This is a genomic window from Aeromonas sp. ASNIH1, assembly GCF_002934285.1.
Lineage (GTDB): Bacteria > Pseudomonadota > Gammaproteobacteria > Enterobacterales > Aeromonadaceae > Aeromonas > Aeromonas caviae.
In genome coordinates this window covers 2,440,230-2,455,612 of sequence record NZ_CP026228.1, presented here as the reverse complement: position 1 = coordinate 2,455,612, position 15,383 = coordinate 2,440,230, and the positions used below count along the sequence as shown (strand labels likewise).

The window sequence follows — 15,383 nt, the reverse complement described above, 5'->3', positions numbered from 1 at the left end:
TTGCGGACAGGGTGAAGCGCCATCGCAGGCTGCCGAACGAGCCAACCGCCACGCGGCAGAGGATGGCACCACGCAGCCCGCACCGTGGCCATGGCGGCATCGGCGCCAATCCCCACCCTCGCCCCCGTCAGCGGCGGCCAGGGCCGCTGATGCCCTCGCGGACAGGGTGAAACACCATTTGCCAGACAAATGCAAAGGGCGAGATCATGGGAAATCCAAATGACAGGCAAACAAAAAGGCCACCGCGATGCGGTGGCCTTGGTGCTTTCTCGCGAAAGATGGTGGAGCTACGCGGGATCGAACCGCGGACCTCTTGCATGCCATGCAAGCGCTCTCCCAGCTGAGCTATAACCCCGATGTGTGTGAGTGACACTGAATCACTCTGAATTTGGTGGAGCTACGCGGGATCGAACCGCGGACCTCTTGCATGCCATGCAAGCGCTCTCCCAGCTGAGCTATAACCCCAAATTCGGTACTCAATGAATGGTTCTGGCGGCCATTCATCCTCAATAATGGTGGAGCTACGCGGGATCGAACCGCGGACCTCTTGCATGCCATGCAAGCGCTCTCCCAGCTGAGCTATAACCCCACAAAGGTCGGCCTGGGTGATACACACCGCACTGCCCTGGGTACTTCATGTCAATCGGGAACCTGGTGGAGCTACGCGGGATCGAACCGCGGACCTCTTGCATGCCATGCAAGCGCTCTCCCAGCTGAGCTATAACCCCTTGGATTCCAGATTGTTCGAGAAGAATTTGGTGGAGCTACGCGGGATCGAACCGCGGACCTCTTGCATGCCATGCAAGCGCTCTCCCAGCTGAGCTATAACCCCAACTCACCTCGGCGCTACCAAAGTTATCTCTGGCAACGGAGGCGCATGATAGGCATCACCCGCTTTGCTGTCAACCCAAAATTCTCGCCCACTGGAGCGTTTAGTCAAAATTCAGGCAGTTAGCTGTTTTTACCGCCAACCTCGTCGCTATGTCGCTGTTTTACGTCGCAAATCCGCTTGAGGCCAAAATACGAAGGGCCCCCGTCAGGGAGCCCTTTTCATGCCATGGCCAATGTTTATTCAGCGGCCATGCGCGCTTCGATATACGCCAGGGCGCGGTCGATACGAGCGAGGACCCGCTCCTTGCCCACCAGCGCCATCACGGCGTCGGCGATGCCAGGGGACTGGCCCGTACCGGCGTTCTGAATTACTCGGCGGCCATGCGCGCTTCGATGTACGCCAGGGCGCGATCGATGCGGGCGAGGACCCGCTCCTTGCCCACCAGCGCCATCACGGCATCGATGGCAGGAGACTGGCCCAGACCGGTGACGGCCACACGCAGCGGCATGCCGACTTTGCCCATGCCCTGACCCAGCTCGGCGGCGGTCGCTTCAATCAGCTCGTGCAGCGCCTCGGTGGTCCAGGTCTCCAGGGCCGCCAGCTTGGTCTTGGCCAGAGCCAGCGGCTCGGCAGCCACACCGCGCAGATGCTTCTTGGCTGCCGCTTCGTCGATGGCCTCGTACTCTTCGAACAGGTAGCGGCTCTGGGCCGCCACCTCCACCAGGGTGTTGCAGCGCTCGGCCAGCAGGGTGACCACGTCGGCCAGCGCCGGGCCATTGCTGGTGTCGATCTGCTGGTGTTCCATGTGCCAGGCCAGATGCTTGGCAACATAAGCCGGATCCAGGCTGCGCATGTAATGGTTGTTCAGCCACAAGAGCTTGTCGGTGTTGAAGGCGGAGGCGGACTTGGAGATGGCATCCAGGCTGAACAGCTTGATCATCTCGTCGAGGGTGAAGATCTCCTGATCCCCGTGGGACCAGCCCAGACGCACCAGGTAGTTCAGCAGCGCTTCCGGCAGGTAACCGTCGTCGCGGTACTGCATCACGGAGACGGCGCCGTGGCGCTTGGAGAGCTTGGCGCCGTCGTCACCCAGGATCATGGAGACGTGGGCAAACTCCGGTACCGGCGCGTTCAGTGCCTTGTAGATGTTGATCTGGCGCGGGGTGTTGTTGATGTGGTCTTCCCCACGCACCACATGGGTGATCTCCATGTCCCAGTCATCGACTACAACACAGAAGTTGTAGGTCGGCGCGCCATCGGTACGGCGAATGATCAGATCGTCCAGCTCGGTGTTGGCGAACTCGATGCGGCCACGGACGTGGTCATCGAACACCACGGAGCCTTCGGTCGGGTTGCGGAAGCGGATCACGTGGGGCGCATCGGCCGGGTGATCGTGGTCGCCATCCCGGCACTTGCCGTCATAGCGGGGCTTCTCGCCGTTGGCCATCTGGCCTTCGCGCAGCGCTTCCAGCCGCTCCTTGGAGCAGTAGCACTTGTAGGCGCGGCCGTCGGCCAGCATCTCGTCGATCAGTGCGTTGTAGCGATCGAAGCGCTTGGTCTGGTAGTAGGGGCCCTCATCCCAGTTCAGCTCCAGCCATTCCATGCCCTCAATGATGGCGTCGATGGCCTCCTGAGTGGAACGTTCCAGATCGGTATCCTCGATACGCAGCACAAACTCACCGCCCTGGTTCTTTGCAAACAACCAGGAATAGAGTGCGGTACGGGCACCGCCGACATGCAAAAAGCCGGTCGGGCTGGGAGCAAAACGGGTTTTGACTTTCATCTTTAAGCCTTGTGTAGAGGGCCTTGGGCCAATTCGTTAAAAAACCGTCGCATTTTAGCACCGACAATGACGGATGGGAAAACCATGGCGAGGCAGAGGGGAAAATAGGGTCTATTCACGCAAAAACCGCTGTTTTAGAGTGATGTCTCAGAATTTTCCCTTTTTTCCCGCTTAGCTAGGCGAGGTCGCTGGAGAGATCTCCCGCACAGCCGATACTTCAGTCACCCCGTCAACGAACCCTCAACGATACAAGGAACGCGCGATGCAGTTTCGTTCTATCCAGAATCGTATCCTGGTACTGGCCGGTGTCGCCATGACCACGGCCCTGGTCATCCTGATCCTGCTCAACCAGTATTCAGGCCGGCAGACCCAGCAGCTCACCATCGACTCCAGCCGCGCCGCCCTGCAACAGGAGGCGTGGCAGAAGGTGAGCGCCAACGCCCGTGCCGAGGCCGCCACCATCACCCAGCTGCTGCAAAAGGGGCTCTCCTACACCCAGCAGATGGCCAGCGTCTTCGCCCGCCAGCAGGAGGGCAAGCTGCCGCTGGATCGCCAGCAAGCCACCGATCTGCTCAAGGCCCAGCTTGCCCTGGAGCCCCAGCTCTATGGCGCCTTCGCGGGCTTCGAGCCCAACGGCTTCGACGGCCAGGACGAAAGCTTCGCCGGCCAGAGCGCGCTCGGCAGTGACGACAAGGGGCGCTTCGTTCCCTATTTCTATCGCGACAAGGAGAGCATAGGCACCGACCTGCTGCTCTCCATCGAGAAGAGCGATCCGGACGAGTTCGGCAACCCGGCCAACGACTACTACGCCTGCCCGAAACGGGAGGGGCGCCCCTGCCTCATCGACCCCTTCAAGGTGGACATCAACGGCCAGCAGGTGCTGGTGAGCACCATCACCACCCCCATCCTTGTGGATGGCCGGTTCAAGGGCATCGCCGCGCTGGATTTGGCGGTGGATTCCATCAGCCGCCAGGCCCAGTCCCTCAACAGCAACATCTATGACGGCAAGGGGGAGACCCTGATCGTCAGCGCCGCCGGCGTCATCACCGGTACCAGCGGCGACGCCAGCCTGCTCGGCAGCCGCGCCGACAAGGTGCTCGGCAACGGCTGGCAGCAGTACCTCAAACCGGACGTGCAGCGCCAGGAGCTCACCGACGCGTTTCGCATCTCGGTGCCCATCGCGGTGCCCGGCATGGCCCGCAACTGGGCCATCATCGTCACCCTGCCCTACAAGGTGGTGCTGGCAGGAGCGGACGAGCTGGCACGCCAGCTCACCGACATGAACCGCGCCGCCATGACCCAGCAGCTCATCGGTGCCCTGCTGGTGCTGGTGCTGGCCCTTGGCACCATGCTGGTCATTGCCCGCAGCATCACGGGCCCCATCCGCCAGATGGTGAGCCTGGTGGATGACATCGCCGACGGCGAGGGGGATCTCACCAAGCGTCTGGAGAGCCGCTCCCGGGACGAGCTGGGGGCCCTGGCCCGGGGCATCAATCGCTTCATCGACAAGCTGCAGGCCCTGCTCGGGGATGTGCAGAAGACCGCCAGCGAGGTCCATCGCCACGCTGGGGATACCGATCGCATCGCCGGCCAGACCGACAGCAACCTGCAGCATCATCAGGCCGAGATGGAGCAGATGCTGACCGCGGTACAGGAGATGTCCTACGTCAGCCAGGAGGTGGCCACCCACGCCAACAACACCGCCGACTCCGCCAAGCAGGCCCAGAGCGCGGCGGACGAGGGCAAGGTACGCTTCCAGCGGGTGATCCACTCCATGCACAAGGTGGCCGCCGAGGCGGGCAAGGGAGCCGAAGTGGTGGAAGGGCTGGCTCACGACAGCGAGCAGATCACCAGCATCCTCACCGTCATCCAGGGGATCGCCGATCAGACCAACCTGCTGGCGCTCAACGCCGCCATCGAGGCGGCCCGGGCCGGCGAGCAGGGGCGCGGTTTTGCGGTGGTGGCCGACGAGGTGCGCAAGCTGGCGGGCAACACCCAGCAGGCGGTGCAGAATACCCAGGAGCTGATCGACAAGATCCGCCACAGCTCCACCAACGCGGTCAACGCCATCCAGCAGAGCCAGCAGCTGACCCATCAGGCGGTGGGGGAAGCGGATCAGGCGGAGGCGGCCCTCGGCAGCATCTTCCAGGCCATCGCCACCATCAACGACATGACCTACCAGATCGCCTCCGCCGCCGAGGAGCAGAGCTCGGTTTCCGAGACTGTCTCCGGCAATCTGTCAAAAACCAGCGCACTGGCCAACGACATCGCCAGGGACGCCACCAGCACGGCCAACGCCAGTCAGGCCTTGCGTCAGGCGGCGGAACGTTTGCAGCAATTGTTGGGTCAGTTTCGTCTCAGCTGATAATTTTCATGCTCCGGACTCTCCCCCTCGGGGACGAGTCCGTTTACCATAGGCGGCATATTTGCCTGATGGCAGGCAATGTAGTGAGAGGTAAATGCCGTGCCCACCCCGGACCGTCGCCCACGTGGCCATAACAGACGAGCCCAGCAGCGTCGCCAAGACGAATCACAAGGAACCCTGCTCCAACGTATCAACGCGGCTACCCTGCCCCTGCGCCAGCGTCTCGGCCAGGGCATGAGTGGCCTGGGTCAGCGCAACAAGGAACCGAAGGCGGCCTCGTTCAAGCTGGCAAGCCCCCTGCCCCGCAAACACACCATAGGGTTGCTGGTGCTGATCCCGCTCTGGCTGCTAGTGCTGGCCTGGGAGCCCGCCCCCGCCGCCCCCACCACGGCGCCGTCAGGCTCTCTGGCGGTCCCCCTGGCCGTGCCGGCCCAGGCCCTGACCGTCGGCAACGCCGGTGAGCCCCAGGCCGCCAAGCCCGTCGAGGAAAAAGTGGATGGCACCTGGTTGCAGCACGACGTACAGGCCGGTGAAACCCTCTACTCCATCTTCCGCAAGTTCGAGTTGCCGGGGGCCGAGCTCAGCCGGCTCATCGCCATCGAAGGGCCGGACAGGCCGCTGACCCGGCTGCAGTCGGGCAAGTCGGTGTTCATCCTGGTGGACACCAGCCGCCGCATCCAGCGGGTCGAGGTCCGCTCTCTCGGTCAGGTCAGCTACCGCTACGACCGCCAGGGGGAAGGGTTCGCCCTCAAGGAATAAGGGGGCTCGACCACACCCCCTTATGCAGACGGGAGGCCATGGCCTCCCGTTTTTTTGATGTGAAGCATGAAACAAGCTGCTGACTTCACAATACTTTTAGCTCGCTCAAAAAATGAAAAGTGCCAAATTGACAAGGGATCGGGCTCCAGTACAATCGGTCAGGCTTTAGACAGGGATTGTGCTACATGCTACTGGGACAAAGAGACGTGGTCAGTCATGCTTCAACCCCTGACTTCCAGGCAAATGCTGCCCAACCAGGCTTAGTTTCATTTTGTTATAGATAGGACTTACCACATGTCTGACATTCGCACCGGCCAAGTAAAATGGTTCAACGAAACCAAGGGTTTTGGCTTCATCGAGCAATCCCAGGGACCGGACGTTTTCGTTCACTTCTCCTCCATCCAGAGCGCAGGTTTCAAGACCCTGGCTGAAGGTCAAAAAGTCCAGTTCACTGTGACCCAGGGCAAAAAAGGCCCTCAGGCCGAGAACGTCACCGTTATCTGAGCCAGCGCCAGTGAACCCGTAGGAGGAGCCATCGCCCCTCCTATTTTTTTGCCCGCGATCTTTCCTTCCCGACCGGCAGAGCTCTTGCCGGGCTTGCCATCCCCACCTGCAAGCCGTTTATGGCCGCCACCAGCCGCTATAAATCAAAATGATGAGTTTTGGTTAAATGCCCCGGTTTTAACTTATACCGAGCCACTGTCTGTCATTCAGGCCCTGCCAAGCCTGTTAGCCGACCGCAAAGGGTTGTACCCGATCTCCGGGAGGCTATTAGCAAGCAATACATCTTGGTCTTATGACTTGGGATGTGCGGGGAAGAGAGAAAGCAGGCAAACGCCGGATACGACAAATCATCGCGGCGCGATGTGATGGGCAATTCAAAGGGATTATGAGGACGTCGAAGAGAGATTGGAGCGGGAAACGAGACTCGAACTCGCGACCCCAGCCTTGGCAAGCGCGGATCATGCTCTACCAACAGGACGCGGCAGTGATGGTACTGAGAAACTGGATTCGTGTACTTGGGGGAGAGATTGAATTCGAAGGGTTCGAAGAGAGATTGGAGCGGGAAACGAGACTCGAACTCGCGACCCCGACCTTGGCAAGGTCGTGCTCTACCAACTGAGCTATTCCCGCAACGGAATATCACTTACACATATCTACTGGACACTGTTTGGAGCGGGAAACGAGACTCGAACTCGCGACCCCGACCTTGGCAAGGTCGTGCTCTACCAACTGAGCTATTCCCGCAACAGAATGTCATCTGCAAGTGATTGGAGCGGGAAACGAGACTCGAACTCGCGACCCCGACCTTGGCAAGGTCGTGCTCTACCAACTGAGCTATTCCCGCATCGGAATATCACTTACATATTTTTGGAGCCAGCAACGAGAATCGCGCTCGCTACTCCGACCTTGGCAAGCACTGAACATGCTCTACCAACGCGGTGACTCCGGCACTGCATATTGGAGCGGGAAACGAGACTCGAACTCGCGACCCCGACCTTGGCAAGGTCGTGCTCTACCAACTGAGCTATTCCCGCAACATGGATTGTCTTGAGGCTGTGCTGATGATTGGAGCGGGAAACGAGACTCGAACTCGCGACCCCGACCTTGGCAAGGTCGTGCTCTACCAACTGAGCTATTCCCGCATCGGAACGTCATCAGCAAACATTTTGGAGCGGGAAACGAGACTCGAACTCGCGACCCCGACCTTGGCAAGGTCGTGCTCTACCAACTGAGCTATTCCCGCAAAACCTGAAAACAGACCGTACAGCATTTGGTTGCTTGCGCTACTGTACGGGAGCCGAATTATAAGAGCAGACATTCCAATTGCAAGGGCTTTTTTGTCTGGTTGCAGCCGTTCGCTCAAAAGCTGGCCGAACTGCTGATTTTAGCAACCGAACGACGGCAAACCCTTGCCAGCCACTCAGATTTTGAAGACGTGGGCGCGGTAGAACTGCAGTTCGGCAATGGATTCGCGGATGTCGTCCAGCGCCTGGTGGGAGCCGCTCTTCTTGAACTGATCCAGCAGTTCAGGCTGCCAACGACGGACCAGCTCCTTGATGGTGCTGACGTCCACGTTGCGGTAATGAAAGAAGGCTTCCAGATCGCTCATGTGCTTGACCATGAAGCGGCGATCCTGGCCGATGCTGTTGCCGCACAGGGGGCTGGTGCGCTCCGGCACCCACTGGCGAATAAAGGCGAGGGTCTCGGCAACGGCCTTGGCCTCGTCGTATTCACTCGCCTTGACCCGGGCCACCAGCCCGCTCTTGGTGTGGGTGTTGACGTTCCAGTCATCCATCTTGCCCAGCTCTTCCTCGCTCTGGTGGATGGCGATGACCGGCCCTTCGGCCAGCACGTTCAGGTCCTTGTCGGTGACGATGGTGGCGATCTCCAGTACCACGTTCTCTTCGGGGTCCAGACCCGTCATCTCCATGTCGATCCATACCAGGTTCTGCGCGCTGACTGTCATGATTGCTCTCTCTATTGGGAGGAATGGCGGAATTTTGCCAATTTGCATGTATCATACTGGCTTTGAATCTGTTCATAAACTGGCAAACCCCGTGGCAAAGAAAGCAAAACTCAATCTGGGTCAACAAAGGCGCGTCCAGGCCAACCGCGAGCGGCGGCTGCAAAAAGAGCACACCACAGTGGTAGATGACACCCTGTTCGGCCCCGCCATCGAAGGGGTGGTGATCAGCCGTTTCGGCCAGCACGCGGATGTCGAAGCGAGCGATGGTGCCATCCACCGCAGCAACCTGCGGCGCAGCAGCATCAGCAGCCTGGTGTGCGGCGACAAGGTGGTGTGGCGCCCCGGCCTCAATGCCGCGACTGCCGGCGTCATCGAGGCGGTGCACCCGCGCCACTCGGTGCTGACCCGGCCGGACTTCTACGACGGGGTCAAACCCATCGCCGCCAACATCGACCAGATCATCATCGTCTCGGCGGTGATGCCCGAGTTCTCCACCAACATCGTCGACCGCTACCTGGTGGCGGCAGAAGATGTGGAGATAGCGCCCCTCATCGTGCTGAACAAGGTCGACATGCTCGATGACGCGGCCCGCGCCCGTATCGAGCACCAGCTCGAGACCTACCGCAAGCTCGGTTACGAGGTGCTGCTGGTGAGCTGCGAGAGCGGTGAGGGCATCGACGCCCTCAAGGCGGCGCTCACCGACAAGATCAGCATCTTCGTGGGCCAGTCCGGGGTGGGCAAGTCGTCCCTCACCAACGCCCTGATGCCGGGGCTGGACGTGCTCACCGGCGAGATCTCCGAGAACTCGGGGCTCGGCCAGCACACCACCACCACGGCACGGCTCTACCACTTCCCGAGCGGCGGCGATCTCATCGACTCCCCCGGGATCCGCGAGTTCGCCCTCTGGCACCTGGAAGCCGACCGCATCACCTGGTGCTTCGTCGAGTTTCGCGACTACCTGGGTGGCTGCAAGTTCCGCGACTGCACCCACAAGGATGATCCCGGCTGCGCCCTGCGCGCCGCGGTCGAAGCGGGCGCCATCAGCGCCGATCGCTTCCACAACTACCACCGCATCCTGGAAACCATGCAGGAAGCCCGCCACGGTCGCCAACAGGCGCGGCTGTGACCCGTTCAACTCATTCCCAGATGAAGATCATGAGCATCACTGACAACCTGAAAATTGCCGGTCAATACTGCCTGCCCAAACACGCCCTCTCCCGCCTGGTGGGCAAACTTGCCGCCGCCGAAGCGGGCAACCTCACCACCAGGGTGATCGAGGCCTTTATCAAGCAGTACCAGGTCGACATGAGCGAGGCGCTGCACGAGAGCCCGGCCCACTACAAGAGCTTCAACGAATTCTTCACCCGCGAGCTCAAACCCGGCATTCGCCCCGTGGTGGAAGACGCCATGACCCTGGCCCTGCCGGTGGATGGCACCGTCAGCCAGCTCGGGCCCATCAGCCAAGGTCGCATCATCCAGGCCAAGGGCCACGACTACAGCGCCCGCGAGCTGCTGGGGGGCTATGAGGATCTGGTGGCCCCGTTCAAGGATGGCGACTTCGCTACCATCTATCTGGCACCCAAGGATTACCACCGCATCCACATGCCGCTGGACGGCGTGCTGGAGAGCATGGTGTTCGTGCCGGGGGATCTCTTCTCCGTCAACCCCCTCACCGCCGAGAACGTGCCCAACCTGTTTGCCCGCAACGAGCGGGTGGTGGCCACCTTCCGAACCCCCCACGGCCCCATGGCCCTGGTGCTGGTCGGTGCCACTATCGTGGCCAGCATCGAAACCATCTGGGCCGGCAACATAGCGCCGACCAAAGAGAAGAAGGTGGTGCGCTGGGACTACACCGGCGATGAAGCCATCACCCTGCAAAAGGGGGCCGAGATGGGCCTGTTCAAGCTGGGCAGCACAGTCGTCTGCCTGTTTGGCCCGGGCATGCTGGCCGGTTTCGAGCCGCACCTGGCCAACGGGGTCACCACCCGCATGGGTCAGCCCTTTGCCACCCTGGCGGCGCAGGTATGAGCGATCAACCCACTTCCCAGAAGAACAACCCGCTGCACGGGCTGACCCTAGAGGCCATCGTCACCGCCCTGGTCGCGCACTATGGCTGGGAAGCGCTGGGGCAGCAGATCAATATCCGCTGCTTCACCGATAATCCCAGCATCAAGTCCAGCCTGAAGTTCTTGCGCAAGACCCCCTGGGCCAGAGAGAAGGTCGAAAGCCTCTATCTGTACGTCCAGCGCAAGCAGGCCAAAGAGAAGGAGTGACGCCATGGCGTTCAAGATTACCTACACCTACAAGAAGCAGGCCAGGGAGATTGGCTATGCCAACGACAAGTTCAACAGCATCTATGATGCCGTTGCCGCCGCCGAGGGGATCGATCTGACCCGCTTCCACGCCATGGAAGAGCAGTTGGCCCAGGTGTGCCGCCGCGACAAGAAGAGCGTGAAGGATTACCGGGAGAACTACTTCAAGGAACTGGGCTTCTCCAACATCGTCATTGAACGGGACGCCAAGGAGTAACCATGCGCACCCTGACCCTGATGGCGGCCACCCTGCTGCTGGCCGCCTGCAACACGACACCGAAGGAGCCCCTGGTCGGCGCGGATCGCGACGAACATGGCTGCATCGGCAGCGCGGGCTATCAATGGTCGGCGCTGGCAGGCCAGTGCGTGCGTCTGTTCGAGCAGGGCATTCGCCTCAACCCGACCGATGCCGGTCAGACCGTCAGCGCTTTCGTGCTGTTCAATGCCGATCAGAGTCAGGCCGAGCTGACCCTGCCAGAGGGCGAGCCGATCCGGCTGATCCGCCAGGGCGAAGAGGGCAACTGGTCCTGGCAGGGCGGCGGCTATCAGCTCTTCCCCTGGAAGGGGTATGTGCTCAAGTCCGGCGACCATGTGCTCTATCACGGCGATCTGACCCCCTGATCCTCGTCATCCCTCCCCTCACGCCCTGATGGGCGCAGAGCAGGCATAAAAAAACCCCGTTGCACGCAACGGGGTTTTTCATGATACCCGGCAGGATCAGTTGCCGAGGGTGGAGAACAGGCTCTGTTCCAGGCTGCCGCGGGAGACGCACACCGGGGTGATGGAGGGAGCCAGTACTCGCTCGCCGGAGGACTCGACGAAGTAGAGCTGGGTATTGCCCTTGACATTCACGGTGGCGACGCTGTTGTTGCCGCTCTGGGTGATGATCAGGTTGATCTGCAGGTTGGGGTTGCCCAGCGCCACCTTGGACCCCATGGTGCCGCAATCCAGCCACTCCAGACCATCGGCCGAGTTTTCCACGTTGGCGGTCATCAGACCGGCACCACGCTGGCTGTTCTCGATGTTCAGACCGTGATCGCCGAACCACTTCTCGGCACGGGCCCACACCAGATCCACCGGGATCGCCATCTCCTGGGTGTTGTTGGTTGCCTTGGCAACCGGCGGGGTATAGCGATACTGCTCGCCGCCGTTGTTGTCGCTCGCACAACCCACCATCAACAGGGCCAGGGCGCCCCCCATTATCTTCTTCATGCTGCTTCTCTCATCCATAAGGCCATAGGCCGACCGGCGGCTATTATGGCGATCGCGACACAGGCTGTCAGCAGGGATCCGCACAAATGGCGTACTCTTAACCCAGGCTTTACAAAACCCACCTGTTATCATAGATTTGCTCGAAGTCTCCCCCGTGAGTGCTCTCGTGACTTCTTCGCTCTCCCTGGCGCTGCTGCAGCAGATCATCGACCAGTTACCCATGAATATCTTCTGCCGGGACAAGCACGGACGGTACCTGTTTGCCAACAAGGCATTCGCCAGGGAAGCCGGCCTGCAAGACCCGAGCGAACTCATTGGCAAGAGCGATGCCGAGATGCCCTGGGGGGATGTATTCCGGGAGGAAGATGACCGCCTGCTGGCCGACGGCAAACCCCTGCTGCACCAGCAGCTCCATTGCCACAGCGGCGAAGGCGCCAGCTGGATGGAGATCAACAAGGTTCCCCTGTATGACGAGCACGGCGACCCCATCGCCCTGTTTGCCATGGTCAGCGCCATCGATCAGCGCAAGGAGCTGGAGCAAACCTTCCGCCAGCAGCAGTTGCTGCAACGCCGCCTGCTGGATGCCATTCCCGACCTCATCCGTCTCGAGGATCATCAGGGCGTGCTCATCGACTGCAACCAGGCCTTTCTCGACTTCATGGGGCTGGTGGCAAGCGAGGCTCTGGGTCGGCGCGTCCCGCCCCGGCTGCCCGTCGAACAAACCCTGGGTCAGGGGGAGTATTGCGTGGTGGATGCCCAGGGCAGAGGCCGCCATCTGGAGGTCACCCGGGTCGAGGTGCCGGATGACGAGGGCAACTCCCTCGGCATCCTTACCCTTAGCCGCGACATCACCGGGCTGCGCACCACCCAGGCCCAGTTGCAGCAAGAGCAGCACTACGACAGCCTGACCGGCCTGCTCAAGCTCTCCCACTTCCTGCAGACCAGCCGTCATCTGGGGGCCCGCAAGGCCAGCCTGCTGCTGGTGGATCTGCAACATTTTCGCGAGATCAACGATCGCTTCGGCATACGGGTCGCCGACCGCCTGCTGAGCCAGGTGGCCCGCCGCCTGCAACGACTGGCGCCGCCCCAGTCCCTGCTCTGTCGGGTCGCGGCGGATGACTTCGCCCTGCTGCTGCCCGAGCTCCCCCTCTCTCTGGATGCGTGGAGCCGCAACCTGCAGCAGGAGCTGATGACGCCCTATCAGGTCGAGGAGCACAGGATCCAGATCCCGGTGTTCCTCGGCATCGCCCATGGCAAGGCCAAGGATGCCGAGCGTCTGCTGAGCCACGCCGAGGCCGCCCTGGCCCAGGGCAAGCGCCAGCAGCAGCACTGTACCCTGTTCGACCCCGCACTCGATGCCAAGCTCAAACGCCGCCAGCTCATCGCCGCCCAGTTGCCACTCGCCATCAAGTCCGCCGAGCTGACCGCCGTCTACCAGCCCATCATCTGTACCCACAGCAACCGGCTGCACGGGGCAGAGCTGCTCTGCCGCTGGCCCCATCCCGAATTCGGCATGGTCTCCCCCGACGAGTTCATCCCGCTGGCGGAGGAGCTGGGGCTCATCGGCCAGCTCGGCCAGCTGATGCTGGAGCTCGGCTGTGCCCAGCTTGCCCGCTGGCAGGTGGCGGCCCCGGACCTGGTGCTCTCCATCAACCTCTCGCCCCTGCAGTTCCGCGATCCCGAGCTCTGCCCTCAGATCTTCGACTGCATCGCGCGCCACGGGCTCGCCCCCTGGCAACTGGAGCTGGAGATCACCGAAGGGGTGCTGATGGAGAATGCCGACGAGATTGAGAGCAACCTGGCCAGCCTCATCGAGGCGGGCTTCCAGCTCGCCATCGACGACTTCGGCACCGGCTACTGCTCCCTCGCCTACCTTCCCAGGCTGCAGGTGGCGACCCTCAAGCTCGACAAGAGCTTCACCCAGGGGCTGGCCACCAACCAGGCCACCACCGCCATCGTGCGTTCCGTCATCGGGTTGGGCCATGAGCTTGGCATCAAGATCACCGCCGAAGGGGTGGAGACACCGGAGCAGCAGGCCTGGCTGGTGCAGGTCGGTTGCGATCGGCTGCAAGGCTATCTGTTCAGCCGCCCCCTCCCACCGGCCGAGTTTGCCCGCAGCTACCAGCTGCCGGAGTAGTAAGCCAGCAACAACAAGGCCACCCGAGGGTGGCCTTGTTGTTTTTGCAAAGCGTACGTGATCTGGCGCACTTACTCCTGGAAGTAGGTGCCCCAGCCGTCGTAGTCCACCCCGTATTTCTCGAGGATGGGCAGCATCTTCTCGATGTCGGCGACGATGGTGTCGATGTCCAGCTTGCACTCCACCATGGCGTCGAAACAGAAGATGGTGGCGCCGTCGTCCAGCTCCATCTCCTCGGCGTCGGTCACTTCGAAACCGGCCTTGAACAGATCGACCGCCGCCTTCTCCAGCAGATCGAACTTCTGGCAGGCAAAGTGGTGCTCAATCTCGTAATCCAGATCCGGGTTGCTGCCATCGGCCAGCAGCTCGTTGACGATGGCGGCGGTCTCTTCGCGCCACTCTTGCATATTGGTATTCATATAAACCCCAGGCGGTGTTGGATGGATGTCACCCCTGCCAGCCGCGTCGGCCCGGACCATGGCCAGGGGATGAGTGCGGCAAAGCATACCCGCAGAGCGCGGCAGGCTCAATCGATGGGCCAAGATAACTGGCGCCTCTCCCGGCTTGGCGCCAGCGGGCAGCCCTCGGCACGTCAGGCAGCTCGCCCCCTTCATGATGTTCTGTTGGCCGTCGGCCCACCCTGCCCCGCAGGCGCCCCTCTTTTCATGGTTAAAACGGGGAAACCGGTCCAATCACGGGAAGATTGCTCGGATATCGAGCGAACGGTACATCAATCTGCGGCCTGTGGTTGACACCTCAGTCCAGAAAGGGTTTAATGCGCGCCGTTGCCCAGATAGCTCAGTCGGTAGAGCAGGGGATTGAAAATCCCCGTGTCGGCGGTTCGATTCCGTCTCTGGGCACCAACTATTCCTCCTTAGTTCAGTCGGTAGAACGGCGGACTGTTAATCCGTATGTCACTGGTTCAAGTCCAGTAGGAGGAGCCAAATTCGAAAGGCCCGCTCAGATGAGCGGGCCTTTTTGCATCTGTCATTTACTCACATGCCGGGGCTAGTAGTGGTTTTCGTCCCCATGCCATATGTGTCCGGCCGAGCAGGCCCGGGCGACTTCGTGGCAGGGGTCGTCCGCATGGCGGCGGAAGAAGTGCTGATCCTGTTGCAGCAGGAGCGAACTCATCGAGTGGCTCATGCCAGCCAGTGCCTCGCCAGCGGTCAATCCTGCAACCCGGTGATCTGTGGCCAAATGAGCCAGGACTTTTTCACGACTGTTCATGATCGCCTCCCTCTGTGGATCCGGTCGTAAATTGACCATAGCAGCCGTGCTCTGCATACCGCAAACCCGCGCCCGCAAAGGGCTACAGGCAGGTCCCGACCTTCTGTTCCGGCATGAAAAAACCCGCTCATGACAAGCGGGTCTGTTTCACTCAGCTAACCGCCATTGCAGGCCGCCAGCAACAGAGTGGCACCACAGGTGGCGCTGAACACCAGCAAACCCGCCTGCAGCCCCCCCTCCGGATCCCTCTGTGTGCGTCTCTTGCGAACACGTATCCATCTCG

At 61.3% G+C, this 15,383-nt stretch carries 14 protein-coding genes and 13 tRNA genes; 11 read left to right on the top strand and 16 right to left on the bottom strand.

The features are described 5' to 3' along the window. Window positions 1-279: 279 nt before the first annotated feature. The 6 genes from C2U37_RS11965 to gltX form a co-directional block, all read right to left on the bottom strand. A tRNA-Ala gene (locus tag C2U37_RS11965) sits at window positions 280-355 on the bottom strand. Window positions 356-389: 34 nt separating this feature from the next. Further along, a tRNA-Ala gene (locus C2U37_RS11960) sits at window positions 390-465 on the bottom strand. A 48-nt stretch (window positions 466-513) separates the two neighbouring features. After that, window positions 514-589 (bottom strand) — tRNA-Ala (locus tag C2U37_RS11955). Between the two features lie 63 nt (window positions 590-652). After that, a tRNA-Ala gene (locus tag C2U37_RS11950) sits at window positions 653-728 on the bottom strand. Between the two features lie 28 nt (window positions 729-756). After that, a tRNA-Ala gene (locus C2U37_RS11945) sits at window positions 757-832 on the bottom strand. Between the two features lie 367 nt (window positions 833-1,199). Then, complete coding sequence (gene gltX, locus C2U37_RS11935; protein WP_104452347.1) at window positions 1,200-2,615, bottom strand: glutamate--tRNA ligase; 1,416 nt, start codon at window positions 2,613-2,615, stop codon at window positions 1,200-1,202. A gap of 262 nt (window positions 2,616-2,877) precedes the next feature. Here gltX and C2U37_RS11930 point away from each other — a divergent pair, with 262 nt between their 5' ends. The 3 genes from C2U37_RS11930 to C2U37_RS11920 all read left to right on the top strand — a co-directional run bounded on the left by C2U37_RS11930 (window position 2,878) and on the right by C2U37_RS11920 (window position 6,243). Continuing rightward, window positions 2,878-4,980 (top strand): methyl-accepting chemotaxis protein, encoded by a 2,103-nt coding sequence (locus tag C2U37_RS11930; protein WP_104452346.1) that lies wholly within the window; start codon window positions 2,878-2,880, stop codon window positions 4,978-4,980. A 99-nt stretch (window positions 4,981-5,079) separates the two neighbouring features. Then, entirely contained in the window at window positions 5,080-5,739 is a 660-nt protein-coding gene (locus C2U37_RS11925) for a LysM-like peptidoglycan-binding domain-containing protein (RefSeq protein ID WP_010675484.1), read from the top strand. A 294-nt stretch (window positions 5,740-6,033) separates the two neighbouring features. Next, on the top strand, window positions 6,034-6,243 hold the full coding sequence (locus C2U37_RS11920; RefSeq protein ID WP_005297820.1) for a cold-shock protein: 210 nt from the start codon (window positions 6,034-6,036) through the stop codon (window positions 6,241-6,243). Window positions 6,244-6,797: 554 nt separating this feature from the next. Here C2U37_RS11920 and C2U37_RS11915 read toward each other — a convergent pair. The 7 genes from C2U37_RS11915 to orn form a co-directional block, all read right to left on the bottom strand. Then, window positions 6,798-6,873: transfer RNA gene (locus C2U37_RS11915), tRNA-Gly, on the bottom strand. A 38-nt stretch (window positions 6,874-6,911) separates the two neighbouring features. Then, window positions 6,912-6,987: transfer RNA gene (locus C2U37_RS11910), tRNA-Gly, on the bottom strand. 24 nt (window positions 6,988-7,011) lie between these two features. Beyond that, window positions 7,012-7,087, bottom strand: a tRNA-Gly gene (locus C2U37_RS11905). A 114-nt stretch (window positions 7,088-7,201) separates the two neighbouring features. Continuing rightward, window positions 7,202-7,277: transfer RNA gene (locus C2U37_RS11900), tRNA-Gly, on the bottom strand. A 32-nt stretch (window positions 7,278-7,309) separates the two neighbouring features. Next, window positions 7,310-7,385 (bottom strand) — tRNA-Gly (locus tag C2U37_RS11895). A gap of 25 nt (window positions 7,386-7,410) precedes the next feature. Beyond that, window positions 7,411-7,486 (bottom strand) — tRNA-Gly (locus tag C2U37_RS11890). A 177-nt stretch (window positions 7,487-7,663) separates the two neighbouring features. Next, on the bottom strand, window positions 7,664-8,209 hold the full coding sequence (gene orn / locus C2U37_RS11885) for an oligoribonuclease (RefSeq protein WP_042014296.1): 546 nt from the start codon (window positions 8,207-8,209) through the stop codon (window positions 7,664-7,666). Between the two features lie 91 nt (window positions 8,210-8,300). Between orn and rsgA the strand changes: the two genes are divergently transcribed. The 5 genes from rsgA to C2U37_RS11860 are packed head-to-tail and all read left to right on the top strand — an operon-like array spanning window position 8,301 to window position 11,142. Next, window positions 8,301-9,335 carry a small ribosomal subunit biogenesis GTPase RsgA gene (gene rsgA, locus C2U37_RS11880; protein ID WP_039040203.1) on the top strand — a complete coding sequence of 345 codons (1,035 nt, stop codon included), beginning with the start codon at window positions 8,301-8,303 and terminating at the stop codon, window positions 9,333-9,335. Window positions 9,336-9,364: 29 nt separating this feature from the next. Beyond that, window positions 9,365-10,237, top strand: a complete 873-nt coding sequence (gene asd / locus C2U37_RS11875; RefSeq protein WP_052816309.1) for an archaetidylserine decarboxylase — start codon at window positions 9,365-9,367, stop codon at window positions 10,235-10,237. Next, on the top strand, window positions 10,234-10,482 hold the full coding sequence (locus C2U37_RS11870; RefSeq protein WP_010675488.1) for a VF530 family DNA-binding protein: 249 nt from the start codon (window positions 10,234-10,236) through the stop codon (window positions 10,480-10,482). The genes asd and C2U37_RS11870 overlap by 4 nt, the downstream gene beginning before the upstream one ends. Window positions 10,483-10,486: 4 nt before the next feature. After that, window positions 10,487-10,738, top strand: a complete 252-nt coding sequence (locus C2U37_RS11865; RefSeq protein ID WP_010675489.1) for a DUF2960 domain-containing protein — start codon at window positions 10,487-10,489, stop codon at window positions 10,736-10,738. Window positions 10,739-10,740: 2 nt separating this feature from the next. Continuing rightward, a complete protein-coding gene (locus tag C2U37_RS11860; RefSeq protein WP_042014295.1) occupies window positions 10,741-11,142 on the top strand; it encodes a hypothetical protein in 402 nt (133 codons plus the stop codon). Between the two features lie 96 nt (window positions 11,143-11,238). On the opposite strand, the gene C2U37_RS11855 is transcribed toward C2U37_RS11860, so the two are convergent. Then, window positions 11,239-11,733, bottom strand: a complete 495-nt coding sequence (locus tag C2U37_RS11855) for a hypothetical protein (protein ID WP_029314787.1) — start codon at window positions 11,731-11,733, stop codon at window positions 11,239-11,241. 166 nt (window positions 11,734-11,899) lie between these two features. Here C2U37_RS11855 and C2U37_RS11850 point away from each other — a divergent pair, with 166 nt between their 5' ends. Beyond that, window positions 11,900-13,870: a sensor domain-containing protein gene (locus C2U37_RS11850; protein ID WP_104452345.1), complete on the top strand. Its 1,971-nt coding sequence runs from the start codon at window positions 11,900-11,902 to the stop codon at window positions 13,868-13,870. 71 nt (window positions 13,871-13,941) lie between these two features. Here C2U37_RS11850 and rraB read toward each other — a convergent pair whose 3' ends face one another. Then, window positions 13,942-14,277: a ribonuclease E inhibitor RraB gene (gene rraB, locus C2U37_RS11845; RefSeq protein ID WP_010675493.1), complete on the bottom strand. Its 336-nt coding sequence runs from the start codon at window positions 14,275-14,277 to the stop codon at window positions 13,942-13,944. A 380-nt stretch (window positions 14,278-14,657) separates the two neighbouring features. Between rraB and C2U37_RS11840 the strand changes: the two genes are divergently transcribed. Further along, window positions 14,658-14,733, top strand: a tRNA-Phe gene (locus tag C2U37_RS11840). A gap of 5 nt (window positions 14,734-14,738) precedes the next feature. Beyond that, a tRNA-Asn gene (locus tag C2U37_RS11835) sits at window positions 14,739-14,814 on the top strand. A gap of 64 nt (window positions 14,815-14,878) precedes the next feature. Here C2U37_RS11835 and C2U37_RS11830 read toward each other — a convergent pair. Then, window positions 14,879-15,100: a hypothetical protein gene (locus C2U37_RS11830; protein ID WP_103858189.1), complete on the bottom strand. Its 222-nt coding sequence runs from the start codon at window positions 15,098-15,100 to the stop codon at window positions 14,879-14,881. Window positions 15,101-15,383: the final 283 nt, after the last annotated feature.

Coding starts and splice junctions, on each gene's coding strand:
- C2U37_RS11920 (WP_005297820.1), top strand. CDS start 6,034: ATGTCTGACATTCGCACCGGCCAAGTAAAATGGTTCAACGAAACCAAG.
- C2U37_RS11830 (WP_103858189.1), bottom strand. CDS start 15,100: ATGAACAGTCGTGAAAAAGTCCTGGCTCATTTGGCCACAGATCACCGG.
- asd (WP_052816309.1), top strand. CDS start 9,365: ATGAGCATCACTGACAACCTGAAAATTGCCGGTCAATACTGCCTGCCC.
- rraB (WP_010675493.1), bottom strand. CDS start 14,277: ATGCAAGAGTGGCGCGAAGAGACCGCCGCCATCGTCAACGAGCTGCTG.
- C2U37_RS11930 (WP_104452346.1), top strand. CDS start 2,878: ATGCAGTTTCGTTCTATCCAGAATCGTATCCTGGTACTGGCCGGTGTC.
- gltX (WP_104452347.1), bottom strand. CDS start 2,615: ATGAAAGTCAAAACCCGTTTTGCTCCCAGCCCGACCGGCTTTTTGCAT.
- C2U37_RS11860 (WP_042014295.1), top strand. CDS start 10,741: ATGCGCACCCTGACCCTGATGGCGGCCACCCTGCTGCTGGCCGCCTGC.
- C2U37_RS11870 (WP_010675488.1), top strand. CDS start 10,234: ATGAGCGATCAACCCACTTCCCAGAAGAACAACCCGCTGCACGGGCTG.
- C2U37_RS11865 (WP_010675489.1), top strand. CDS start 10,487: ATGGCGTTCAAGATTACCTACACCTACAAGAAGCAGGCCAGGGAGATT.
- C2U37_RS11855 (WP_029314787.1), bottom strand. CDS start 11,733: ATGAAGAAGATAATGGGGGGCGCCCTGGCCCTGTTGATGGTGGGTTGT.
- orn (WP_042014296.1), bottom strand. CDS start 8,209: ATGACAGTCAGCGCGCAGAACCTGGTATGGATCGACATGGAGATGACG.